This is a genomic window from Nitrincola alkalisediminis (assembly GCF_009821115.1).
Taxonomy (GTDB): Bacteria; Pseudomonadota; Gammaproteobacteria; order Pseudomonadales; family Balneatricaceae; genus Nitrincola; species Nitrincola alkalisediminis.
On the sequence record NZ_VYTY01000008.1, the window covers coordinates 1 to 23,488 of the forward strand.

At 48.7% G+C, this 23,488-nt stretch carries 20 protein-coding genes; 4 read left to right on the forward strand and 16 right to left on the reverse strand.

Annotated elements, in window-relative coordinates; genetic code table 11:
- The 8 genes from F5971_RS12665 to F5971_RS12700 all read right to left on the reverse strand — a co-directional run.
- On the reverse strand, nucleotides 1-631 hold a 631-nt coding region (locus F5971_RS12665), incomplete at its 3' end, for an electron transfer flavoprotein subunit beta/FixA family protein (protein ID WP_193495191.1).
- Nucleotides 632-696: 65 nt separating this feature from the next.
- Complete coding sequence (locus F5971_RS12670; RefSeq protein WP_036513698.1) at nucleotides 697-1,458, reverse strand: SDR family oxidoreductase; 762 nt, start codon at nucleotides 1,456-1,458, stop codon at nucleotides 697-699.
- Nucleotides 1,459-1,492: 34 nt separating this feature from the next.
- Entirely contained in the window at nucleotides 1,493-3,409 is a 1,917-nt protein-coding gene (locus F5971_RS12675; protein ID WP_193495194.1) for an AMP-binding protein, read from the reverse strand.
- A 72-nt stretch (nucleotides 3,410-3,481) separates the two neighbouring features.
- Nucleotides 3,482-4,366, reverse strand: a complete 885-nt coding sequence (gene mmsB / locus F5971_RS12680) for a 3-hydroxyisobutyrate dehydrogenase (RefSeq protein ID WP_193495196.1) — start codon at nucleotides 4,364-4,366, stop codon at nucleotides 3,482-3,484.
- A 66-nt stretch (nucleotides 4,367-4,432) separates the two neighbouring features.
- On the reverse strand, nucleotides 4,433-5,536 hold the full coding sequence (locus F5971_RS12685; RefSeq protein ID WP_036513693.1) for an enoyl-CoA hydratase/isomerase family protein: 1,104 nt from the start codon (nucleotides 5,534-5,536) through the stop codon (nucleotides 4,433-4,435).
- Nucleotides 5,537-5,559: 23 nt separating this feature from the next.
- Nucleotides 5,560-6,336, reverse strand: coding sequence for an enoyl-CoA hydratase (locus F5971_RS12690; protein ID WP_036513691.1), 777 nt, complete (start codon nucleotides 6,334-6,336; stop codon nucleotides 5,560-5,562).
- Nucleotides 6,337-6,345: 9 nt separating this feature from the next.
- Nucleotides 6,346-7,500 (reverse strand): acyl-CoA dehydrogenase family protein, encoded by a 1,155-nt coding sequence (locus F5971_RS12695; protein ID WP_193495199.1) that lies wholly within the window; start codon nucleotides 7,498-7,500, stop codon nucleotides 6,346-6,348.
- Between the two features lie 44 nt (nucleotides 7,501-7,544).
- Nucleotides 7,545-9,038 (reverse strand): CoA-acylating methylmalonate-semialdehyde dehydrogenase, encoded by a 1,494-nt coding sequence (locus tag F5971_RS12700; protein WP_036513685.1) that lies wholly within the window; start codon nucleotides 9,036-9,038, stop codon nucleotides 7,545-7,547.
- Nucleotides 9,039-9,266: 228 nt separating this feature from the next.
- On the opposite strand from F5971_RS12700, the gene F5971_RS12705 reads away from it, so the two are divergent.
- A complete protein-coding gene (locus F5971_RS12705; protein WP_193495201.1) occupies nucleotides 9,267-10,166 on the forward strand; it encodes an AraC family transcriptional regulator in 900 nt (299 codons plus the stop codon).
- A 6-nt stretch (nucleotides 10,167-10,172) separates the two neighbouring features.
- Here the strand turns inward: F5971_RS12705 and F5971_RS12710 are convergent, their stop codons facing one another.
- The 8 genes from F5971_RS12710 to F5971_RS12745 form a co-directional block, all read right to left on the reverse strand.
- The gene (locus F5971_RS12710) at nucleotides 10,173-11,909 is read right to left on the reverse strand and encodes a sensor domain-containing diguanylate cyclase (RefSeq protein WP_036513683.1); all 1,737 of its coding nucleotides are present in this window, start codon (nucleotides 11,907-11,909) and stop codon (nucleotides 10,173-10,175) included.
- A 104-nt stretch (nucleotides 11,910-12,013) separates the two neighbouring features.
- On the reverse strand, nucleotides 12,014-13,192 hold the full coding sequence (locus F5971_RS12715) for an acetyl-CoA C-acyltransferase (protein WP_193495203.1): 1,179 nt from the start codon (nucleotides 13,190-13,192) through the stop codon (nucleotides 12,014-12,016).
- 55 nt (nucleotides 13,193-13,247) lie between these two features.
- A complete protein-coding gene (locus F5971_RS12720) occupies nucleotides 13,248-14,165 on the reverse strand; it encodes a branched-chain amino acid ABC transporter permease (RefSeq protein ID WP_246187808.1) in 918 nt (305 codons plus the stop codon).
- Nucleotides 14,166-14,244: 79 nt separating this feature from the next.
- On the reverse strand, nucleotides 14,245-15,132 hold the full coding sequence (locus F5971_RS12725; protein ID WP_036513675.1) for a branched-chain amino acid ABC transporter permease: 888 nt from the start codon (nucleotides 15,130-15,132) through the stop codon (nucleotides 14,245-14,247).
- Nucleotides 15,133-15,221: 89 nt separating this feature from the next.
- Complete coding sequence (locus F5971_RS12730) at nucleotides 15,222-16,433, reverse strand: ABC transporter substrate-binding protein (RefSeq protein ID WP_193495207.1); 1,212 nt, start codon at nucleotides 16,431-16,433, stop codon at nucleotides 15,222-15,224.
- A gap of 108 nt (nucleotides 16,434-16,541) precedes the next feature.
- Nucleotides 16,542-17,264: an ABC transporter ATP-binding protein gene (locus F5971_RS12735; protein WP_036513671.1), complete on the reverse strand. Its 723-nt coding sequence runs from the start codon at nucleotides 17,262-17,264 to the stop codon at nucleotides 16,542-16,544.
- The gene (locus F5971_RS12740) at nucleotides 17,264-18,037 is read right to left on the reverse strand and encodes an ABC transporter ATP-binding protein (RefSeq protein WP_193495209.1); all 774 of its coding nucleotides are present in this window, start codon (nucleotides 18,035-18,037) and stop codon (nucleotides 17,264-17,266) included. Before F5971_RS12740 ends, F5971_RS12735 begins: the two co-directional genes overlap by 1 nt.
- Before the next feature lie 178 nt (nucleotides 18,038-18,215).
- The gene (locus F5971_RS12745; protein WP_193495211.1) at nucleotides 18,216-19,862 is read right to left on the reverse strand and encodes an AMP-binding protein; all 1,647 of its coding nucleotides are present in this window, start codon (nucleotides 19,860-19,862) and stop codon (nucleotides 18,216-18,218) included.
- A gap of 351 nt (nucleotides 19,863-20,213) precedes the next feature.
- Here F5971_RS12745 and F5971_RS12750 point away from each other — a divergent pair, with 351 nt between their 5' ends.
- The 3 genes from F5971_RS12750 to F5971_RS12760 are packed head-to-tail and all read left to right on the forward strand — an operon-like array spanning nucleotide 20,214 to nucleotide 23,485.
- Entirely contained in the window at nucleotides 20,214-20,666 is a 453-nt protein-coding gene (locus F5971_RS12750) for a MerR family transcriptional regulator (RefSeq protein ID WP_193495214.1), read from the forward strand.
- Between the two features lie 22 nt (nucleotides 20,667-20,688).
- The gene (locus F5971_RS12755; protein ID WP_193495216.1) at nucleotides 20,689-21,855 is read left to right on the forward strand and encodes an isovaleryl-CoA dehydrogenase; all 1,167 of its coding nucleotides are present in this window, start codon (nucleotides 20,689-20,691) and stop codon (nucleotides 21,853-21,855) included.
- A 22-nt stretch (nucleotides 21,856-21,877) separates the two neighbouring features.
- Complete coding sequence (locus F5971_RS12760; protein WP_193495218.1) at nucleotides 21,878-23,485, forward strand: carboxyl transferase domain-containing protein; 1,608 nt, start codon at nucleotides 21,878-21,880, stop codon at nucleotides 23,483-23,485.
- Nucleotides 23,486-23,488: the final 3 nt, after the last annotated feature.

Genomic DNA, 23,488 nt, shown 5'->3' on the forward strand with positions numbered 1-23,488 from the left:
CCGTTACGCCTAAGTCTTCAGCGGTTTTAACCTCTAGGGGCTTTTTCTTGGCCTTCATGATATTCGGCAAGGATGCGTAGCGGGGTTCGTTCAAGCGCAGATCAGTGGTCACGACGGCTGGCAGTGTGAGCTTCAGTGTTTGCAAACCACCGTCCACTTCACGTGTCACCAGCAAATGCTCCCCTTCAACCTTAACTTCTGAAGCAAAGGTGGCCTGTGGGCGGTTCAGTAAGGCCGCCAGCATTTGGCCGGTCTGGTTGTTGTCCGAATCGATGGCTTGCTTGCCCAATAGAATCAGACCGGGCTGTTCAGTTTCCGCGACCTTAGCAAGGATGCGCGCCACCGATAGCGCATCGGGGCTGTCTGGAGCTTCAACCTGAATGGCACGATCCGCGCCCAGCGCCAAAGCCGTACGCAACTGTTCCTGACAGGCTTTGCCACCAATGGAGACCACCACCACTTCCGAAGCAACGCCCTGTTCTTTTAAACGCACGGCTTCTTCAACCGCGATTTCACAGAAAGGATTGAGGGCCATTTTGACATTGGCCAGATCCACATCTGAGCGGTCGGCCTTAACACGGACTTTCACGTTATAGTCGATAACGCGTTTTACGGCGACGAGTAGTTTCATCGTCAAACTCCAAACAAAATAGTATTTATTTTCAATTAATTAAAAACAACTTCTACAATTAAACTTTAAATTCTAAGTCCGCCGTCCATCTCAATAATACGACCCGTGAAGAAGTCATTTTCAACAATATATTGTAGGGTGTGTGCCATTTCAGAAATTTCACCCAAACGACGTAAAGGCACTGCGGATAACATGCGCTCAATTGCTTCAGGCTTCATTTGTGCGGTCATTTCTGTTGCAATCACACCCGGCGCAATACCACCCACTCGGATACCATACCGCGCCAGCTCTTTTGCCCAGCTGACCACCAAGGTAGCCACGCCTGATTTTGTTGCAGAATAGTTGGTTTGCCCTGCATTACCCGCACGCGAGACGGATGACACATTCACTATCACGCCACCCTCACCCTGCTCCGCCATAATCGCAGCCGCCTCACGGCCACAGAGAAAGGCTCCCGTCAGGTTGACACTCACCACTGAGCTCCACTGGCTCAAAGACATCTTATCTACCAGCTTGCCATCTTTAATTTTGATCAACATGCCATCACGCATGAGACCGGCATTGTTCACCAAGCCGTGGATCTGACCAAAATCGGCACGAATGCTCGCAAAGGTCGACTCAACCTGACCTTCGTCGGTAATATCACAAACGTAGCCCTGAGACTTAACGCCCAAGGCGACCAGTTCGTCCGCTGTGTGCTGCAGCCCCTCGGCATCCAAATCGATCAACGCGACATTGGCTCCGAGTTTGGCCAGATGAACAGCCATACCCGCACCTAAACCGCGCGCTCCACCCGTTATCACAAAGGTTTTATTGTGTATTTGCATTGCGTATGTTCTCCAAGTCTATTCAGCTCATTGTTTAGGCTGACGGACTGCTTTCAACTAATGAAATAAAGCCTGCAGCGACTAGCGCTTCTTCAACCTCAGGCAAGATACTGGCATCATCGATTGTTGAGGGTGTCGCATACTGCTCACTTGCAGCAATTTTACGCAGGACAGCCCTTAGAATTTTACCTGAGCGGGTTTTAGGTAAGCGCGACACCACGATGGCGCGCTTGAAACATGCCAGCGCACCAACCTGATCACGAATCATGTTAACCACATCAGCTTCTAAATCCTGAGGTTCAATATCGGCTCCCGCCTTTAATACAACCAGCGCTACAGGCACCTGACCCTTAAGTTCATCGTGAACCCCGATAACGGCACATTCCGCCACCTGTGCATGCGCCGCCACCACCTCTTCCATCTCACCTGTCGATAGACGATGCCCCGACACATTAATCACATCATCGGTGCGCCCAGTAATAAAGACATAGCCGTCATCATCCTTAAAACCACCATCTCCCGTGTGGTAGTAACCCGGAAAGTCAGTCAAATAAGAGGTTTTAAAGCGCTCATTATTTTTCCAAATGCTCCATGCAAACCCCGGCGGAAGCGGAAGCTTAATGCAAATATGACCCGCTTCATTCGCAGGCAGTTCATGACCCTCGGCATCCAACACCTGAATGTCATAACCCGGAATCGGCTTATTGGTTGAACCCAAACGTGGAAGCGATGGGTCTTCCCAGCCCATCATGGGTGCCGTCATCGGCCAGCCAGATTCGGTTTGCCACCAATGATCCAGGATCGGCACAGACAACAATTCGCTTAACCATTGGTAGGTTGAGCTGTCGAGCTTTTCGCCCGCAACAAAGATCCATTTAAGACTGCTTAAGTCATAGGCTTTGGCCAGTTCGCCTTGTGGATCTTCTTTACGGACAGCTCGATAGGCCGTCGGTGCGCAGAACATCGAGTTGACTTTATATTCACTAATCAAGCGCCAGAAGGCACCAGCATCGGGCGTGCGAATTGGCTTCCCTTCGTAAAATATTGAACTGCAACCGCCCATTAATGGGCCGTATACAATAAAGGAATGCCCGACCACCCAACCGATATCAGATGCACCCCACCAGACATCGCCTGCACGCATCCCATAGACTTGATGAATGGCGTACTTCAAAGCCACCGCGTATCCACCGACATCTCGAACGATGCCTTTGGGTTGGCCAGTGGTGCCGGAAGTATAAAGAATATACGAGGGGTCCGATCCCTTCATCGGAACCGCTTTTGCAGGAACAGCGCCCTCTTGGAAGGCATACCAATCCAGATCTCGATGCGCATCCATTTGTGCAACCAGCATCGGTCGCTGACAGACAATCGTATGTTTTGGCTTATGAGCCGCTAAGCTAATCGCTTTATCGACCAAGGGCTTATAGGCAATTTTCTTATCAAACTCGATGCCGCATGACGCCGTCAGGATGACTTTTGGTAAGGCATCGTCAATGCGTATTGCTAACTCGTTGGCAGCAAACCCACCAAACACCACTGAGTGAACTGCACCCATTCGCGCACATGCCAGCATGGCAACGGCCGCTTCCGGGATCATTGGCATGTAAATAACGACCGTATCGCCTTTCTCAACACCCAAGCCGCTCAGCGCACCGGCAAAACGCTCAACTCGTGCAAGCAACTCTTGGTATGTGATGGCTTCTTTGGTCTGAGTCACTGGCGAGTCGTAATACAACGCGACCTGCTCTGCACGCCCCTGTGCAATTTGTGCATCTAGGGCAAGATAGCTTAAATTCAGTTCACCATCAGAAAACCACTGGTAGGTTCCGTGTTCTGTTGCCATCAAGGCTGTACTTGGGGCTTTAAACCAGTCTAGCGCTTGGGCCTGCTCCGTCCAGTAGGCAGCCGGATCTTTCAAGCTCGCGGCATACACCTGCGAATAACTCATACATCACCTCTATTATTGTTTTTGTACACCGAGATGAGCCCAGTCAATTTGGACTGGGCAGGTATTGCATCCCTATTGATACAAGCGAATTAGGCTCGAGAAATCTAAATGACCATTCCCTTGGCTCTTATGAAGATTAAACAGCGCTCTCGCGGCAGAGCCCATTGGCGTCGCACATGCACTTTGCTGGCTGATGTCCATTGCCAATCCCAAGTCTTTAAACATGAGATCGACCTGGAAGCCACCTTGATAGTCGCGTGATGCGGGTACGTTTTCCATGACACCGGGCACGGGGTTATAGACCTGCAACGCCCAATTATTGCCAGAGCTTTGCTTCATAATGTCGGAAAGAACGGCTGGATCTAAGCCATTTTTGATGCCCATATTCAAGGCTTCGCAGGTGCCCGCCATCAGAATGGCCAACATCATATTGTTGCAGGCTTTTGCTACTTGACCTGCACCATGATCACCGGCATGAAAGATGTTTTTGCCCATGGCCTCTAAGATAGGCTTAGCCGCTGCATACTGCTGCGCATCCCCACCGACAATAAACGTAAGCGTTCCGGCCTGCGCGCCGCCAACACCACCAGACACGGGTGCATCAATAAAGTGTATGCCTTTTGTTGCCGCCGCGGCCGCAACCTCGCGTGCGGTTTGCGCATCAATCGTGGAGCAATCAATCACTAACGTGCCTTCAGGAACGCAATCAAACAACGCGACATCGGCGTTCATTAATAATGATTTAACGTGCTTGCCCGCAGGCAACATTGTAATCACAACGTCAGCGCCCTGTGCAGCATCAACGGCAGAAGACATTGATTGGCATCCAGCCTCAACAGCTTTAGCCAAGGCCTCTGCCGATAAGTCAAAGGCCTGTACATTGTGACCGGCTTTTGCCAAATTGGCCGCCATTGGGCCACCCATATTACCTAATCCAATAAATCCTATCGTCGCCATGCGCTTCACCTTTTTTGTTTTTATACGATTGAAAATACCTTTCGACATCGGCCGCTAAATACGTCGTTACAAATCCTGTAGCGGATGCTCTCCCGACCAAGGCGATTCGAATAACTCATCAATAAACGCTGAGTCAACATTCTCCACCTGATCAAAGGTCCACTTAGGTTGATTGTCTTTGTCGACCAGCAGCGCTCGCACCCCTTCGGGAAACTCTCGATGTCGACAGCATTGAACTGAGAGGTTTAACTCTTCCTGAAAAACTTCCTTTAGCGACAAGTGGCGGCACTTATCCAACTGTCGAGCAATCATATGAATCGAGACGGGGCTACCGTGACCGATGGCCTTTTGTGCCCGCAACACCCATTTATCCTCTGTCTCTAGGCTCAGCAGCTCCGCTCGCATATCAACAACAGAGACATGATCTGTAACCTTGCGTATCAAGGCCTGGTGATCACGTATTGGCGCTGGCATCTCAGCAAACGTGGATGCTGACTCCATCTCCAAGCCTTTAAGGATGGGTTGGATAACCGCTTCTGCTGGATGTGTCCAGTCCGCCGCCACCAAGCTCGTCATCAATGCGTCTCTTAGATCCTTACGAATTGCACGGTCGGCCAATCCTAAAAACAACGCATCTGCGGCATTAATGGGGTTACCCGTCAAACCCAAGAACAAACCGGTTCGTCCCGGCATGCGATTGAGAAACCAGCTCCCCCCCACATCAGGGTATAAGCCAATGGTCACTTCCGGCATCGCCAAATGCGAGGTTTCAGTCACAATTCGGTGACTGCAGCCACTAAGCAAGCCCATGCCACCACCCATCACAATGCCACTGCCCCAGCAAATAATCGGCTTGGGATAGGTATGAAGAGCATAATCTAAACGGTACTCACGCGTAAAAAAGTCTTCTGGAAAAGTACTATCCGGCTCGTTAGCGATGGCTTTATAGAGCTTGACAACATCGCCACCCGCACAAAAGGCTTTTTCACCCGCACTGTCTAGAAATAGCGCGCAGATTTCTGGGTCATCACGCCACTTTTCCAATTGAGGCAACAGCAAATCGATCATTTCAAGCGTTAGGGCATTCAAACTCTTTTCAGCGTTTAAATGAATTTCACCAATTCGCTGCCCACTCTTGGTGGTGTGTTCAGAAAATACAACGCAACTCATAAACGACTCCTCGCTGTTAAACCTTAACGATTTTTCCATTCAGGTTTACGTTTTTGCAAAAATGCATTCACACCTTCACGCTGATCTTCGGTTTGAAAAAGATCAACAAATAACTCACGCTCAAGGATATAGCCTTGGTGATAATGCGCATTTCGGCTGTTTTGAATCAAGGCTTTACAGGCCGCTATTGATGAAGGACTTTGCTGACATGCTTGTTCAGCTAAAGCCAAGGCCTGTGTAAATGCCTGCCCTTTTGCAACCACTTCTTCAACCAAGCCGATCTCAAGCGCTTTAGCGGCATCCACCTGCTCTGCGCATAAAATCATGCGCTTCGCCCAGCCTTCACCCACCAGTATCGTGAGGTTTTGTGTGCCACCCGCACATGGAAGCAATCCTACTTTTGCTTCAGGCAGCCCCATTTTTGCTTGCTCTTCCGCGACTCTGAGGTCACAGGCTAAGGCAACTTCGAGACCACCGCCCATGGCATAACCGTTAATCGCGGCAATGGAAACACCCCTGAATTGGCTGAGTGTCTCAAACGCCTGACCAAAAAGACGCGCCATGTCTCGCGCCCTTGAGCGATCACCATCCGCAAAGAGCTTAAGATCGGCTCCGGCTGAGAAAAACTTCTCACTGGCACTGGTTAACACCAAACTCCACACATCAGGATCGTCATTGAGCGAATGAACGATGTCAATTAAGGCTTGCAGACTCTCGGCTGTCCAAGTATTTGCAGGCAGATTATTCAAGGTCAAAATCGCAACATGACCACGTTTTTCTAACAAAAGTGCATCAGACATGCTCAACTCCTAAAGTTCAGTATCGGTATCGGCCAACACACGACGCCCGATAATGACACGCATTATTTCATTCGTACCCTCAAGAATCCGGTGTACGCGCGTATCGCGAACGAACCGCTCCATCGGATACTCTTTGATATAGCCATAACCACCAAAGAGCTGCAGAGCTTCGTCGCAGACCTTAAAGCCCACATCAGTGGCAAAGCGCTTTGCCATCGCACAGTAAGTCGTCGCATCTGGATCTTGTCGATCAAGTTTACTGGCAGCCAGACGCACCATTTGGCGCGCAGCCACCAACTCTGTGGCCATATCGGCCAAACGGAACTGAAGCCCTTGGAAATCGCCTATTTGACGTCCAAACTGCTTACGCTCAAGCAAATAATTGCGCGCTTGGTTCAAGGCTTGCTGCGCCGTGCCAACCGAGCAGGACGCGATATTAATGCGACCGCCATCCAAGCCCTTCATGGCCAATATAAAACCATCACCCTCTTCGCTTAGAAGATTAATGGCTGGAACCCGAACATTATCAAAGGTAATCATCCGCGTCGGCTGACTGTTCCAGCCCATTTTATCTTCGCAACGCCCGTAGTTAATGCCTTCACTCTGCGCATCCACCACAAAAGCTGAAACACCACGTGCGCCAGCACCTCCCGTGCGCGCCATCACGACCAATACATCGGTACTGCCCGCGCCTGATATAAAGACCTTGCTGCCGTTGAGTATGTAAACGTCGCCGTCCCGAACAGCGGTTGTTTTTAACGACGCGGCATCCGATCCCGCATTTGGCTCGGTTAAGCAATAGGAGCCTAGTTTTTCAGCCGTCACCAACGCAGGGGCATAGGCCTCCACCACTTCTGGCTTAGCAAAGCTGGTCACCATCCAAGTGACCATGTTGTGAATGGTCAGGTAGGCCGTGGTTGAAGTGCAGCCCATCGACAAGCGTTCGAAAATAATACTTGCATCCAAACGGCTTAATCCCAGCCCACCAACAGCCTCTGGTGAATAGAGTGAGGCAAAGCCCATTTCACCTGCCTTACGAATCACATCCACTGGAAAAAAATGCGTTTGATCCCACTCAGCCGCGTGGGGCTCTAACTCATTGCGAGCAAACGCCGTCGCCATATCCGCAAATGCAATTTGGTCTTCGTTTAATTCAAAATCCATTAAAACCTCCACAGGGCTGCGCGCCCAATCAGTTAGGGTGAAACTTATTTCAACTGAATGGTCATGTTAGGACCCGACGCAATATCGTCTTCGAACCAACGCGCCGTCACGGTTTTGGTTTCCGTATAGAAACGCACCGCTTGCTTACCATAGGCGTGCTGATCACCGTAGAAGGACTTGCGCCAGCCGGTGAAGGAGAAGAAAGGCAGTGGTACAGGTACGGGTACGTTAATGCCCACTTGACCCACTTGTATTTCATGCTGATATTTACGCGCGGCAGCCCCTGATGCAGTAAAGATAGACGTGCCGTTACCGTATGGATTTTCATTTATCAGTGCGATGGCTTCTTCCAAAGTGTCGACTTCCAACGCAATTAAAACCGGCCCGAAGATTTCTTCGCGGTAGATCGACATATCACGAGTGACTTGAGTAAAGAAAGTCGGCCCAACCCAGTTGCCATTCGGGAAGCCCTCTACTTGGCAAACACTGCCATCCAGCAAGCATTCAGCACCCGCATCCTTACCTTCTTGAATAAAGTCCAGCACGCGCTGTTTGGCTTGAGGATTGATCAAGGGGCCGTAACCGGCTTCAGGATCATTCCAGGCTCCTGGACGAACCTTCGCTAATGCATCGCGCAGCTCTGGAATCCATTGACGAGACTCACCGACGAACACGGCAACTGAAATCGCCATGCAACGCTGGCCCGCTGCACCAACAGAGGCACCCACCAGATTATTAATCACATGGGATTTTTGTGCATCGGGCATAATGACCATATGGTTTTTAGCGCCCGCAAAGGCTTGCACACGCTTCATATGATCTGTGCCCGTTTTGTAAATATGCTCGCCCACGGCAACAGATCCTACAAAGGAGATGGCTGGTGTATCTGGGTGAACCAAAAGCTGATTAACAACATCTTTTGTGCCGTGAATCACTTGCAACAAACCTGCAGGTGCGCCAGCCTCTTGGAAAAGCTCGGCCAAACGCATCGGTGTTAAGGGATCTTGTTCAGAGGGCTTGAGCACGAAGGTGTTGCCGCAGGCAATCGCCATTGGGAACATCCACAAAGGAATCATCGCCGGGAAATTAAACGGCGTTATACCGACACACACGCCAAGCGGCTGGGTGTAGCTGTAGCAATCCACTTTGCGGGCAACGTTTTCAACCGTTTCGCCCATGCTTAAGGACGCAATATTGCAAGCATGCTCAACCACTTCAATTCCGCGCCACACATCACCTTTGGCATCTTCAAAGGTTTTGCCAGTTTCGCTGCTTAGAATCGTCGCCAATTCATCATGGTGCTCTTTCAGCAATGCTTGGTAACGCAACATAAGACGCGCACGCTCTGATACGGGCACTTCTTTCCAAGTTTGAAAAGCCGCTTTTGCGACGGACACCGCTTGATCGACTTCTGCAGGTGTTGCGCAGGGCACTTGCGCAATCACATCTTGAGTGGCGGGATTGGTGACTGGGATCCAATGCGTGCTTTGACTTTGAACCATTTCACCGTTAATCAACATGGGTACTTGATGTGTCATACGTTTGATCTCTACCTTTATTGTTATTGTCTAATCCGACATGACCCTGACAAGATAATATATTACCTTTACGTTAACGTTAATATCTAATCAGGAATTTTTCAATACAAATATGTTGTAACATGAAATTGAGCCAGTACTGATTGATAAAGTTGTTAAGATGATGGACTATATTGCGACTTTCAACTAAGGTTTACCTTAACGTCAACCAAGTGAAAATACTAAGCAATGAGCCAACCCTCTTCCTGGCCTATTCCAAATGGCAGTACACGCTTTGTTCTCCCACGCCGCACAGTCACTGAACTAAGCAAACATCCGATCAGTAAGGATCTGTACCCTATAGCCATGGGCTATTACAAGCGCGCATTCGGCCACAGCATGTCTCGTAGCCGTCACGATGACTGTCTACTCATATATTGCGTTGATGGCTGCGGAAAACTTAATGCAGGATTAAAGTCATACAAGATCACGACTGGCGACTTTATTTTGCTACCCAAAGATGAAATTCACAGCTACCTTGCCGATAACAAAACGCCTTGGAGCATATATTGGTTGCATTGTGAAGGACAACTGATTGACGAGTTCATCACCCCTCTCAAAAAAATGAGCCGCCACCCTGTATTGCAACTGGGATTGCATTCACGACTCATCTCTGATTTCGAAGCGCTCTTGGATCTTAGACAATCGACTCAGTTGTTTGAGTCCTACCTCCACTCAAGCAGCTTACTGCGCCAACTGCTCACCCATATCACGCTACTCCACACACAAGCACGCCATCACTTTGACAAAACATTTGATATGGACGCCATTCAAAGCCTAATGCTCAGATGCGTGCATGAAACATTAGATATAGACACGCTAGCGGCGACGGCCAACCTGTCGAAATTTCACTTCATTAAACGTTACAAAGCCTTGACGGGTAGCACACCCATCAATGACTTTATTCGAATGAAAATTGAACGCGCCTGTCATTTGCTGGACATCACCGATCAACGGATCGGTGAGATTGCCTGGACACTCGGCTACGAAGATGCCTACTACTTCTCTCGAGCCTTTAGAAACGTCATGGGCATCTCGCCGAGCCAATATCGAAGCATTCGCCTAGGCAAAGCGACTTATAAGGAGTAACCCACTTTAAGAAGAATGCATTGGAGTCGACTCTTTTTCACGGTACATGGCATAGTCTGCCAAACGCACCAACCCATCTGCATCAATGGAGTCTGTGGGATAATATGAGACCCCCATGGCTGCAGTTAACGACAGCCATGGATCCATTTTTAAACACACAAGCGGCTCGGAAAGAGCTTGATTTATCTGGTCCATTATCCGTCTAACCCTGTCCGGACGCTCAGCACTGCGAAGCAAAATAACAAACTCATCGCCAGAGAAACGGGCAAGACAGTCATCCGCCTCAATCACGTTCGAGATTCGGGTGGCTATTTCTTTCAGCGCCAAATCACCCGCATCGCGCCCCCAGGCATTGTTAATATGCTTGAATCGATTAATGTCGATAAACAGCACTGCCATCGACTGCTGACGACGGTAATGCTGATCCCCTTCAATTAATTTACGTAATTTGAGTGTAAAGGCATCACGGTTCATCAGGCCTGTTAGCGGATCGGTTTGCAGGCGCTTTTGCATTTGCTCAACACCTCGTGCTAATTCACCCAACTCATCCCGACGATAAATATTCACCGGCGCATCCAGCTCACCATCACCCACTCGCACTAAGGCTTCTTTTAACTTACGCAGATCCGCCGCAACCCAGTTCAGAATAGCCAGACCAATCAATATGGCAAGAATGATGGCCACCACAGCGATATAAACACTGCGCTTAATATTTTCGGTAATGCCTGACATAAAGTCACTGTCTGGCACTGCAACTATCGACAACCAATCCAGCCCGGCATCATCTCGCACACGATCAAATGCGACGTGGATTAGCTGGTCATCAAAAACAAGAGACAGAGGCCGAGTTTCATCTGGCACACCTTGCTCTTCAATGCTGGCAATGACAGCCCTATAAACGTCTGACATAATCGGCACGTTTACATCTTCAACGGCCACACGAACAAACTCACCATCACCGGTTGGAAGCACATTCGGCGTATTGGATGCTGCAATTAGCTTTCCATTCGGCTCAACAATAAAGGCAATTCCGTGTGGCGAGACACGCAAATGACCGACGAACTCATTTAAAGCACGAAGGGAAACATCGGTAGCAACAACCCCCTCAAAAACACCCTCATGCGACAAAACTTGACGCGCGCGCGTTGCAATCAACTGTCGCGTGCCAAAATCAATGTAAATAGACGTCCACGTATGGCCGCGCAACTCCTTACCATCCAGATACCAAGGCCGCACACGAGGATCAAACAAACGCTCCTCTTCGCGCACTTGCTGCATTTCCCCATCGATCCCTTCATAATGATAGATTTTTCGATACTCGGAGGCCTCTAATTTTAAACGCAGTTCTACCTTAGTGTCAGATAAGCGCTGCAAACCAATCCCCTGCCCAGCTTCATTGCCATAATAGACATAGTCATTAGGATCTGTATGAAGAGAGGTGGCAATCCAAAATCGTGTTTTAAGATTGGCCATATCAGACTCAATTGGAATCGGTGCCGGCATTCCTATAGGGAAGGCCGTTTCGAGCACAGCGCCGGAACCAATAATATGACGATCTATTGCCTGGGTGATTCGACCAACCGTTTCAAGCAACAGCTGATCTATAAGGGTATTAATGGCCTTGCTTCCAGCCTGATATGAAAGGCCACCAATGGACAGCGCCAAACATACAACCAAAACAACATAGGGAATCGTTAATACAGAGCGAAGCGACAGGACACCTTTGCGTTTAGCTTTTAACATGCCCTTTATTACCCCTCGCCCTGATCTTGTTTTTAAGGCGTAATAGAATAAACAGCTGAAAGCTGTATGTCCATCTAGGATCACATCTTAGATGGACCAAAAAGCTAGCAAATTTCCAATGCAACGGCTGTAGCTTCACCACCACCAATACATAAAGAAGCAACCCCACGTTTTAAATGACGCTTCTGAAGCGCATAAAGCAGCGTCACCAGAATTCTAGAGCCACTAGAGCCAATCGGGTGACCCAATGCACAAGCACCGCCGTTAACATTGACCTTGTGCTCATCCAACCCTAACGCTTGCTGAGCCAACAAGGTCACGACGGCAAAGGCTTCGTTGATTTCAAAAAGATCTACACTGTCTTTATCCCAGCCCGCCATTTTGAGCACTTTCTCAATCGCACCAATCGGCGCCAGGGTAAATTCAGCAGGCAATTGTGCATGCGTAGAATGCGCTACAATACGCGCCAAAGGCTTTAAACCTTGACTCAGCGCTTCGGACTCTTTCATCAACACCAAGGCTGAAGCACCATCGGAAATTGAGCTCGAGTTTGCCGCCGTCACAGTACCGTCTTTTGCAAAAGCGGGTTTTAGTGAACGAATTTTATCCAGGCGAGCTTTTCCTGGTTGCTCATCAATCGCCACCACCTGCTCACCGGCACGGGTTGTAATCGCCACGGGCGCAATTTCATCCGCAAAGCTGCCGGACTCGATAGCCGCCAAGGACTTCTCCAAAGAGGCGATGGCAAAGTCATCCATCACCTCTCGAGTTATGCTGTGGGCATCGGCTGAGCGCTGAGCAAAGCTTCCCATCAAACCGCCTTCGTAAGCGTCTTCGAGACCGTCCATAAACATATGGTCCATCACTTTTCCATGACCCATTCGCAATCCTTCACGAACTCTAGGCAACAGGTACGGCGACTGACTCATATTTTCCATACCGCCTGCGACCATGACCGCCGCACTGCCAGCACGCAACTGATCATGTGCTAGCATGACAGCCTTCATGCCAGAGCCGCACATTTTATTAATCGTGGTACAACCAACGGAAATCGGCAACCCAGCTTTTAATGCCGCTTGTCGAGCAGGTGCTTGGCCCAATCCAGCCGGCAAAACACACCCCATAATCACTTCATCAACGCTATCTGAGGGCACTCCCGCACGCTCAAGCGCCGCTTTAATGGCCACAGCGCCCAAATCAGGAGATCTGACACTGCTTAAGTCACCCTGCAAACCACCCATGGGCGTTCTAGCCGCTCCGACAATCACAATAGAATCGTTCATTTGTTACCTCATGTATTTGGGTGAATGGAATGCTCGATCCTCACCCACTACCTGATTATTTAAAGTTCTTTTTATAGAATTTTTGAAACTCGCCGATAATGCCCGCACGGAACATCAATACGCAGAGAATAAAAATCACACCTAAAATCACGTTGACCCAGTCACCCAGTGCACTTTGTGCTAACTGATGCTCAAGACTCACCACAAATGCAGCACCCACAACAGGGCCTAATAACGTCCCCACACCACCGACCAAGGTCATCAACACCACTTCACCTGACATATGCCAATGTGCGTCATTTAACGAAGCCAACTGAAAAACGATGGTTTTTACTGAGCCCGCCAAGCCTGCCAAGGCAGCCGAGATAACAAAAGCAACCAACTTGTAGCGATCCACATTGTAGCCAAGCGATGTTGCACGAGGTTCATTCTCTTTGATCGCCTTCAGCACATGACCATAGGGTGAATGCACCATCCGATGAACCACGGCAAAACCAAACATAAACACCGCTAACACGAAATAGTACATCGCCAGATTATCGGCCAAATTAATGACCCCGAGTAACTTACCGCGCGGAATACCGTGCAGACCGTCTTCACCACCGGTAAAAGAAGACTGCACGTAAAAGAAAAACACGAGCTGCGCTAATGCCAAAGTAATCATGGCAAAATAAATACCTTGACGACGAATGGCCAACAAACCAAAGCCCAAGCCCAACAATGTCGAGGCTGACATACCCGCCAAAATAGCCAACTCCGGTGTTAATCCCGAATAAGTACTGAGCAGGTAGCCAGTGGTATAGCCCCCTGTCGCCAAAAAGGCCGCATGACCAAAAGACAGCAATCCTACATAGCCAAGCAGCAGATTAAAGGCAACGGCAAAGAGTGCGAAGCAGAGTATTTTCATCAAGAAAACAGGATACACCACATAGGGCGCGATTAACGCGATCACAAAAAACGCACCGTACAGCATTAGCTTTCTTCGCTCAGAACGCTGCTTCTGCTCAAGCACACTTTTACGCGCAGGACTTGCATACACTGAAGTCGTCATACTATGCCTCCTTCCCAAACAGACCCGATGGGCGAACCAGTAACACCAACACCATCACCAAAAATATAACCGTACTTGACGCTTCAGGATAAAAAACCTTCGTTAAGCCTTCGATAATCCCCATCGCCAAACCGGTGATCACCGCACCAAGAATTGAACCCATTCCTCCAATAACCACCACGGCAAACACAATAATCAGGATATTGGCCCCCATGACGGGTGTAACTGAGTAGATCGGCGCCGCAAGAACACCGGCAAATGCCGCCAACATAACCCCAAAACCATAGGTCAAGCTCACCAACAGTGGCACGTTAATACCGAATGCCTGCATCAATTGCGAGTTTTCTGTTCCCGCACGCAGATAGGAGCCTAATTTTGTTTTTTCAATCATGAACCAAGTGCCGATACAAACCACCAAGGCCGCAACGATAACCCATGCACGGTAATAAGGAAGGAACATGAAACCAAGATTCACGCCGCCTCTAAACACCTCGGGTATAGGGTAACGCAAGCCCGACACACCATAGATATTGGTTAGAACCCCTTGGATAACAAGCGCCAAACCAAAGGTTAACAACAAACTGTAAATATGGTCTTCATTGGCAATTTTTCTAAGCAAGAAAAATTCAATTAAAACACCTAAAACACCAACAATTAAGGGGGCAAGTATTAAAGCAACCCAGTAATTAACACCTAAGGTATTAAATAAAACAACTGTGCATAACGCACCTAACATATAAAATGCGCCATGGGCGAAGTTAATAATCTTAAGAAGACCAAAGATAACCGCCAAACCTAAGCTTAATAAGGCGTAAAATGCACCATTAATAAGCCCAAGCAATAACTGACCCGAGAGCACAGCAATGGGTACTCCGAAAATCATACTCATAGTAAGACCCTACCTGAAAATACTGGCTAAACCGACCTAACTAAGTTCACGCCCTTCATTACTTTGCAAGGACGTGAACTCATTTGCGCTTAGTTATTGACTAATTTGCACTGACTTTCAGACAGAGGACGGTAAGCCTCATCACCAGGAATGGTTCTCACGATCTTATAAAGATCCCACTCATCTTTAGATTCAGCCGGGGTTTTCACTTGAGCAAGGTACATATCATGCACCATACGACCGTCTTCACGGATATAACCGCCCTTCGCAAACATGTCATTAATCGGCGTATTCATCATTTGCTGACGAACAGCTTGCGCCTCATCTGTACCGGCTTCTTTAACTGCATTCAAATAATGCACAGTACTTGAGTAAATACCAGCATGAACCATGGTTGGACGTACACCGGTTCTTTGCATAAAGCGATCAGACCAAGCACGCGCATCGTCATCCATGTCCCAGTACCATCCAGTCGTCAACTGAATACCTTGCGCCGCCTGAACACCTAACGCATGCACATCTGTAAGGAACAGCAATAATGCCGCCAGCGTTTGACCGGATTGCGTTAAACCAAACTCACCTGCGGTGGTAATGGCATTGGTGGTGTCAGAACCCGCGTTCGCCAACGCCACAACTTTTGCACCCGAGCTTTGCGCTTGTAAAATAAACGAAGAGAAATCACCGGTAGGGAAAGGATGACGTACCTTTTGTACGATCGTGCCACCATTCGCGGTTACCACTTTTTCAACGTCTCCTTCCAGCGCATGACCAAATGCATAATCCGCGGTTAGAATAAACCAGCTGTCCCCACCTTCCTGAACAACCGCTTGAGCCGTACCGTTTGCCAGCGGGTAAGTATCGTAAACATAGTGAATGTGGTTCGGCGTACAATGCTCATTGGTAATACTGGATGCGGCAGATCCAGACACTATGCCTAAGCGATTGCTTTGCTCTAGAATGCGGGTAGCGGCTATGGTCACCGAAGACGCGACTAAACCCGCCACCATATCAACACCATCGTTTTCAACCCATTGGCGCACCGTACTGGATGCAACGTCAGGGCTGTTTCGATCATCCGCACTCACCACACGAATATTCGCACCATTGACTTGCCCGCCCACATCCTCAACAGCCATTTGCAAAGCTACCAATCCATTTGGTCCCGCTAAATCACGGTAGGTACCGGACATATCTGCAAGATAACCAATTCGAATTTCATTATCACTGATGGCCGCTTGTGCAGTCGTTGCGATAAGGGCTGAGGCGATTGCGGCTGATAAGAGTTTTTTCATTATTTTCATTGTGTGTCTCCAGTGCCTTTTGGCTGTTATTTTTTTTCTACATGAAAGAGAACGCGCTTTAAAACACATTTATTTGCATAATCACTACACAAATAAATATTTCTTTAACTAAACACCTAGGTAGGTATTTAATAATTCTTGCTTAGAGGCCAACTCATTGGCTTGAATTTCTTCAACAATCTGACCGTGCTCCATAAGATAGTGACGATCAGCTAAGGGAGCTGCAAACCGGAAGTTTTGTTCAACCAAAACGATGGTTAAGCCTTTTTCTTTTAGTTTGATCAACACCTCAGCGAGCTTTTGCACGATGACGGGCGCCAACCCTTCAGTGATTTCATCCAGCAACAGCAAGTTAGCACCTGTCCGTAAAATTCGAGCCATGGCCAGCATTTGCTGCTCCCCACCGGATAGGCGTGTACCTTGACTGTAGCGACGCTCATAGAGGTTCGGGAACATGCTGTAAATCTCATCCAGGCTCATACCATCACTGCGCACAGTGGGCGGCAGCAACAGATTTTCTTCAACATTCAAGCTTGAAAAAATACCGCGTTCTTCCGGGCAGTAACCGACACCCAGATGAGCGATATGATGCGCCGGACTGTCAATGGTTTCGCGACCATTAATCATGATCGAACCCGTTCGACGTCCAACCATGTTCATGATTGATTTTAGTGTTGTGCTGCGGCCTGAACCATTACGCCCCAGCAGAGTCACCAACTCCCCACGCCTTACCAGTAAATCGATTCCATGAAGAATGTGCGATTCACCATAAAAGGCATGCAAGTCCGTGACTTTTAATTGTTCATAATTGGGTTTGATTGAATCGGTCATTAGTGTGCTCCCTCAACCGCTGCGGACTCACTGCCCATATAGGCCTCTCTTACCTTAGGATTCTGCGACACAGTGGCATAATCCCCTTCAGTCAAGATTGCTCCTCGAGTGAGCACAGTAATGCGGTCACAGAGCTTACTCACAACGCTCAGGTTATGCTCAACCATGAGCACTGTGCGACCGACGGCGGCTTGACGGATCAGCTCAACCACACGATCAACATCTTCATGACCCATTCCTTGAGTCGGCTCATCCAACAACACCAACTCAGGCTCCATCGCCAAGGTCGTTGCCAACTCAAGCGCACGCTTGCGGCCATAGGACAACTCAACGGTCACCGTATCCGCAAAGGCTTCAAGCCCGACAGACTCCAACAGCTGGTATGCACGATCATTTAAGCGGTTAAGCGTTTTTTCAGATGTCCAGAAATGAAAGCTATTGCCTTCAAAGCGCTGTAGAGCCACGCGCACATTTTCCAATGCCGTCATATGCGGGAACACAGCTGAAATCTGAAATGAGCGAATAATGCCTTTACGGGCAATCGCGGCAGACTTCATCGCCGTAATATCCTCACCCTTAAACAGAATTTGTCCGCGTGTTGGAATCAAGAATTTGGTCAGCAGATTAAATACCGTGGTTTTACCCGCGCCATTTGGACCAATCAACGCATGGATGTGACCCTTTTGAATCTTAAGATTCACATCGTCTACGGCTGTAAACCCTTTAAACTCTTTAACGAGATTGCGGGTTTCAAGTACGAATTCGGAACTCATAGGAGTGTGCAGCCTCTTTTTATTGTTAGATTCGCCGACTTAAAGCATTACATTTACGTAAGCGTCAACTTAACTTATCAATAGTCACTAAGGGTTTACAAGTAATACTTTGGTTGTACAACCTGACAAACCCCTTAGCAACTCACCCATCTCATTAATAAATAAGGATTAAAAAGTTTTAACCAATTTCACGCTCAGCCGATTGGCGCAAAATAAAACGCTGTATCTTGCCACTGGGCGTTTTTGGCAACTCTTCGACGAACTCGATTTCGCGCGGAAAGGCATGCGTAGACAAACGTTTACGCACCAAATTCTTTAATTCATCCTTAAGCGCTTCAGTCGGATCATACGCAGGTTTAATGACAACATAGGCCTTGATTATCGACCCACGCTTTTCGTCTGGCTTAGCCACAACACCCGACTCCGCAACCGATGGATGCTCCAATAAGGTACTCTCAACATCGGCAGGCCCGACTCGATACCCCGCCGTGGTAATAATGTCATCGTCACGCCCGGTAAAGGAATAGCTGCCATCGCCATGACAGAACACCATATCACCCGTCAAGTAATAGACCCCATGAAACGGATGCTTCTCCGCCCAAGTATAGCCATTGAAGAAAAACAGCGGAGATTGGGAAACATCGACCGCTAACTGACCCGTCTCACCCTCTCCCACCTCATTGAACTGTTCATCCAGCGCAACCACTCGATGCCCCGGCATTGAAAACCCCATTGCACCGATGCGCTCGACATGCTCAAGACGATGGTAGTTACAACAAGTCATCCCCGTTTCGGTCTGACCGTAGTGATCCTTGACAGGACAACCTAATCGCCGCCCCACCCAGCTGATCACCTCTGGATTCAACGGCTCACCTGCACTGCTCGCCACTCGAATCCCAAGACTTTGATCCTGAGCGAGCAAATGGTCATTTGCCATCAATAAACGATAGGCCGTGGGCGCTGCTGCAAGATTGGTAATTTGATACTTTTGGATCATTTGATAGGTGGTTTCTGGTGTAAACCCCTGCTCATTAAAGTGCGTCGCTTGCCCCAACAACAAAGGCCCCACCACAGCATAATACAAACCATAGGCCCAACCAGGATCAGCAACATTCCAATAACGATCTTCAGGCCGCAAGTCGATGGCATATTTCATATAAAGATAAAAAGACAGCAAGGCTCGCACAGGAACTGCAACCCCTTTCGACTTACCGACCGTACCCGAGGTAAACATCTGTAAAAACGGATCGTCTCTTTGCAATAACACCGGCTCAAATCGATCCGACTGAACGGACACGCTCGCCTCAAAGTCCGATACATTTTGCAAACCCAGCCCATCACTCAACCCAACACAAAGTGCAGGCGGGAGATTCTCCAACTCAACCAACTTAGAGAGATTTGCCTGATTCGTCACAATGCAACGGGTAGAGGCCTGCTCCAGACGATACGCAATCGCACCTGAACCAAAGGCAGTAAACAACGGTTGATACACCGCCCCTGCCTTTAAAGCACCCAACACCACAATCAACAACTCAGGACATCGCGGCAAAAGCCCGGCAACACGATCACCAGGCTCCACCCCTATTGTTTTTAAGTAGTTTGCAAAACGAGCCGACGCTTGACTCAACTCTGAGAAGGTCATCGAGGTCGTACGACCGTCAACCCCTTCATGATACAAAGCCACCTTGTCGAGATCGCTCGCCCAGCGATCACAAATCTCATGGGCCACATTGACACCACTCTCAAGTGATCGCGATAACACCTCATTCTCCAACTGATCGGGGCAAAAATCAGAGATGAAGCTCGAATACTCCATTAAACCCATAACAACACGCCTCTTGTTTTTATAATCGATTGCTGCCTAATTGATAACACAGCTTTACCTTTACGTAAAGTGCAATTTATAGAAATTGACGCACAAACAAGCAGAGCTCAGCGAAACACCTTTAAAATCAATATTTATCACTAACGTTAACTGAATTTAGCCCGTAGAACACAAACAACCGCCTGTAAACCTACAACTTTAGCCGTATAATTAAAGCCATATATAGCGCAACTCCCTTCACTTACTGGGCTACAACGACGCCACTCAATAGAAATTACACTTATAGTGAAAAATACACTTTACGTTAACGTTAACTTTGAGTAGTCTTGATACATGCATGAGGTAAACAACATGAGCTTAAAAAAGAAAACATACTCGATTAGCGAACTGGCCAGTGAATTCGATGTCACGACCCGCAGCATCCGCTTTTATGAAGACCAAGGACTGCTCAAACCCGATCGAAAAGGACAAACACGCATATACAGCTCCAAAGATCGGGTTCGGCTAAAGCTTATCTTGCGCGGGAAACGCTTAGGGTTTTCGTTAGCTGAATCAAAAGAGCTGTTTGATCTTTGGGATGAAACACCCGGTGGCAGCGAACGACAATTGCTTAAAATGCTTGAAACGCTTGCCGAAAAGCAAGCGCATCTTGAGCAGCAGCTAAACGATATACAGATGGCAAAAATTGAAATCGACAGTGCAGAAGCACGCTGTCGTGCAGCCTTAGACGAATTAAGAGAAAAAAAGCGTTCGGAACAAACACCGCTCGCTAATCACGATTTAAATAACTCTTCCTTACATTAAAAATAACAAACAGGTAACCAACATGATTTCACAATACTCAGAATTAAATTTTGGACTTGGTGAAACACTGGACATGCTGCGTCAGCAAATTAATAGCTTTGCTGCTGCAGAAATTGCCCCGCGGGCAGCCGATATTGATCACGAGAATGTCTTTCCGGCCGATTTATGGAAAAAATTTGGCGACATGGGTTTGCTCGGCATCACAGTCAGCGAAGAGTTCGGCGGTGCAGGCATGGGTTACTTGGCACACGTTATTGCGATGGAAGAACTCAGCCGCGCATCTGCATCTGTTGCCCTCTCCTACGGAGCCCACTCGAACCTTTGTGTAAACCAAATTCATCGCAACGGCACACAAGCGCAAAAAGAAAAATATTTACCCAAACTGATTTCCGGGGAACATATCGGCGCACTCGCCATGTCAGAACCCAACGCAGGCTCCGATGTGGTCTCGATGAAATTGAGCGCACGTGATGCCGGCGACCACTATGTTTTGAATGGCAATAAAATGTGGATCACCAACGGTCCAGACGCCAATGTGTACGTTATCTATGCCAAAACTGACTTACAAGCTGGGCCAAAAGGCATTACGGCGTTTATCGTTGAACGCGACACCGAAGGCTTCACTCAGGCTCAAAAGCTCGACAAGCTGGGAATGCGCGGCTCTAACACCTGTGAACTGGTTTTCCAAGACTGCAAAGTACCGAAGGAAAATATACTGGGAACACTGAACGGTGGCGTCAAGGTTCTGATGTCCGGGTTGGATTATGAGCGCCTGGTTCTCGCTGGCGGCCCCTTAGGCATCATGCAAGCCGCCATGGATGTTGCGGTACCTTATATTCGTGATCGGAAGCAATTTGGCAAAGCCATCGGTGAGTTTGAGCTCGTTCAAGGCAAAATTGCAGACATGTATACGCGCATGAATGCGGCTAAATCCTACGTATATATGGTCGCACTCGCGGCTGATCGCGGTGAAACGACACGTAAAGATGCCGCAGGTGTCATTTTGTACTCGGCTGAGATGGCGACTCAAATAGCTCTTGATGCTATCCAGCTTTTGGGTGGGAATGGCTACATCAACGAATACCCGACGGGACGTCTATTACGCGATGCCAAACTCTATGAAATCGGTGCAGGCACCTCTGAAATTCGCCGCATGCTGATAGGCCGCGAACTTTTTCTGAACAACTAATCCGGCTCGTGGAGGCTTACAGATGCCAATTCTACAAACAAAAATAAATGCGCGTTCTGAAGAGTTTAAAGCGAAAGCAGACGCCATGTCTGCGGTGGTTGCAGATCTCAAAGAAAAAGTAGCCAAAATTCAAGAAGGCGGTGGTGCCGCGTACCAAGAGCGCCACCTTGCACGTGGAAAATTACTGCCCAGAGAACGCATCAATCATTTAATTGATGATGGCTCCCCTTTTTTAGAATTATCGCAACTCGCAGCCTACCAGGTCTATGATGAGGATGTCCCTGCCGCCGGAATTATTACCGGGGTGGGTCGTGTATCCGGCATTGAATGCATGATCATTGCCAATGATGCAACCGTTAAAGGGGGCACCTACTACCCTCTCACCGTCAAAAAGCACTTACGTGCACAAGAGATCGCAGAGCAAAACCACCTGCCCTGCATCTATCTAGTCGACTCTGGTGGTGCTAACCTGCCTCGTCAAGACGAAGTCTTCCCTGACCGAGACCATTTTGGGCGTATTTTTTACAACCAAGCGCGCATGTCAGCTAAAGGGATTCCACAGGTCGCCGTGGTAATGGGCCTTTGCACGGCGGGTGGCGCCTATGTCCCAGCAATGGCAGATGAGTCCATCATTGTCAAAAACCAAGGCACTATTTTTCTTGCAGGCCCCCCTTTAGTTAAAGCCGCAACAGGCGAAATCGTCAGTGCTGAAGACCTAGGCGGAGCTGACGTGCACTGCAAAGTCTCTGGCGTAGCAGATCACTATGCCGAAAACGACCAGCATGCCTTGCAAATTGCACGCCGCTGTATTGCCAACCTTAATAAAAAGAAACAACTCCTGCTTGCGGTTAAAAAACCTCAAGCCCCTTTATTCGATCCCGCCGAACTCTATGGCGTTGTCGGCACAGATCTTCGCAAACCCTTTGATGTTCGCGAAGTGATTGCACGGCTGGTTGATGGCTCGGAATTTGACGAGTTTAAGCAACTCTATGGCACCACACTAGTGACAGGTTTTGCCCACATTCACGGCTACCCTGTCGGCATTATTGCCAACAACGGTATTTTATTTGCAGAGTCCGCGCAAAAAGGCGCTCACTTTATTGAGCTCTGCTGCCAACGCAACATTCCCTTATTATTCCTACAGAACATTACAGGGTTCATGGTTGGCCGCAAATACGAGGCTGAGGGTATAGCCAAACATGGTGCGAAAATGGTCATGGCCGTTGCCTGCGCCAATGTTCCTAAGCTCACTATTTTAATTGGCGGCAGCTTTGGCGCGGGTAATTATGGTATGTGCGGTCGCGCCTATAATCCTGACTTCCTCTGGATGTGGCCAAATGCCCGAATCTCTGTTATGGGCGGCGAGCAAGCGGCAGGGGTGCTGGCCACCGTGCGCCGTGAAAGCCTTGAACGCGCAGGGAAAGAGTGGTCAAGCGAAGATGAAGCGACGTTCAAAAAACCCATCGTCGACACTTACGAGCACCAAGGGCACCCCTATTTTGCAAGCGCAAGACTCTGGGATGATGGCGTTATCGACCCTATCCAAACACGTGAAGTCATCGCATTAAGTCTTTCAGCCAGCTTAAATCGCCCTCAAGAACCCACGCGCTTTGGCGTGTTCCGCATGTGAGAC

What these genes read in the sequence shown, in the direction of transcription:
- F5971_RS12715 (WP_193495203.1), bottom strand. Translation starts at nt 13,192, where the DNA reads ATGAACGATTCTATTGTGATTGTCGGAGCGGCTAGAACGCCCATGGGT.
- F5971_RS12745 (WP_193495211.1), bottom strand. Translation starts at nt 19,862, where the DNA reads ATGGGTTTAATGGAGTATTCGAGCTTCATCTCTGATTTTTGCCCCGAT.
- F5971_RS12710 (WP_036513683.1), bottom strand. Translation starts at nt 11,909, where the DNA reads ATGTTAAAAGCTAAACGCAAAGGTGTCCTGTCGCTTCGCTCTGTATTA.
- F5971_RS12725 (WP_036513675.1), bottom strand. Translation starts at nt 15,132, where the DNA reads ATGAGTATGATTTTCGGAGTACCCATTGCTGTGCTCTCGGGTCAGTTA.
- F5971_RS12685 (WP_036513693.1), bottom strand. Translation starts at nt 5,536, where the DNA reads ATGAGTTGCGTTGTATTTTCTGAACACACCACCAAGAGTGGGCAGCGA.
- F5971_RS12755 (WP_193495216.1), top strand. Translation starts at nt 20,689, where the DNA reads ATGATTTCACAATACTCAGAATTAAATTTTGGACTTGGTGAAACACTG.
- F5971_RS12700 (WP_036513685.1), bottom strand. Translation starts at nt 9,038, where the DNA reads ATGACACATCAAGTACCCATGTTGATTAACGGTGAAATGGTTCAAAGT.
- F5971_RS12750 (WP_193495214.1), top strand. Translation starts at nt 20,214, where the DNA reads ATGAGCTTAAAAAAGAAAACATACTCGATTAGCGAACTGGCCAGTGAA.
- F5971_RS12690 (WP_036513691.1), bottom strand. Translation starts at nt 6,336, where the DNA reads ATGTCTGATGCACTTTTGTTAGAAAAACGTGGTCATGTTGCGATTTTG.
- F5971_RS12730 (WP_193495207.1), bottom strand. Translation starts at nt 16,433, where the DNA reads ATGAAAATAATGAAAAAACTCTTATCAGCCGCAATCGCCTCAGCCCTT.
- F5971_RS12735 (WP_036513671.1), bottom strand. Translation starts at nt 17,264, where the DNA reads ATGACCGATTCAATCAAACCCAATTATGAACAATTAAAAGTCACGGAC.
- F5971_RS12695 (WP_193495199.1), bottom strand. Translation starts at nt 7,500, where the DNA reads ATGGATTTTGAATTAAACGAAGACCAAATTGCATTTGCGGATATGGCG.
- F5971_RS12670 (WP_036513698.1), bottom strand. Translation starts at nt 1,458, where the DNA reads ATGCAAATACACAATAAAACCTTTGTGATAACGGGTGGAGCGCGCGGT.
- F5971_RS12720 (WP_246187808.1), bottom strand. Translation starts at nt 14,165, where the DNA reads ATGCTGTACGGTGCGTTTTTTGTGATCGCGTTAATCGCGCCCTATGTG.
- F5971_RS12760 (WP_193495218.1), top strand. Translation starts at nt 21,878, where the DNA reads ATGCCAATTCTACAAACAAAAATAAATGCGCGTTCTGAAGAGTTTAAA.
- F5971_RS12675 (WP_193495194.1), bottom strand. Translation starts at nt 3,409, where the DNA reads ATGAGTTATTCGCAGGTGTATGCCGCGAGCTTGAAAGATCCGGCTGCC.
- F5971_RS12705 (WP_193495201.1), top strand. Translation starts at nt 9,267, where the DNA reads ATGAGCCAACCCTCTTCCTGGCCTATTCCAAATGGCAGTACACGCTTT.
- F5971_RS12740 (WP_193495209.1), bottom strand. Translation starts at nt 18,037, where the DNA reads ATGAGTTCCGAATTCGTACTTGAAACCCGCAATCTCGTTAAAGAGTTT.
- mmsB (WP_193495196.1), bottom strand. Translation starts at nt 4,366, where the DNA reads ATGGCGACGATAGGATTTATTGGATTAGGTAATATGGGTGGCCCAATG.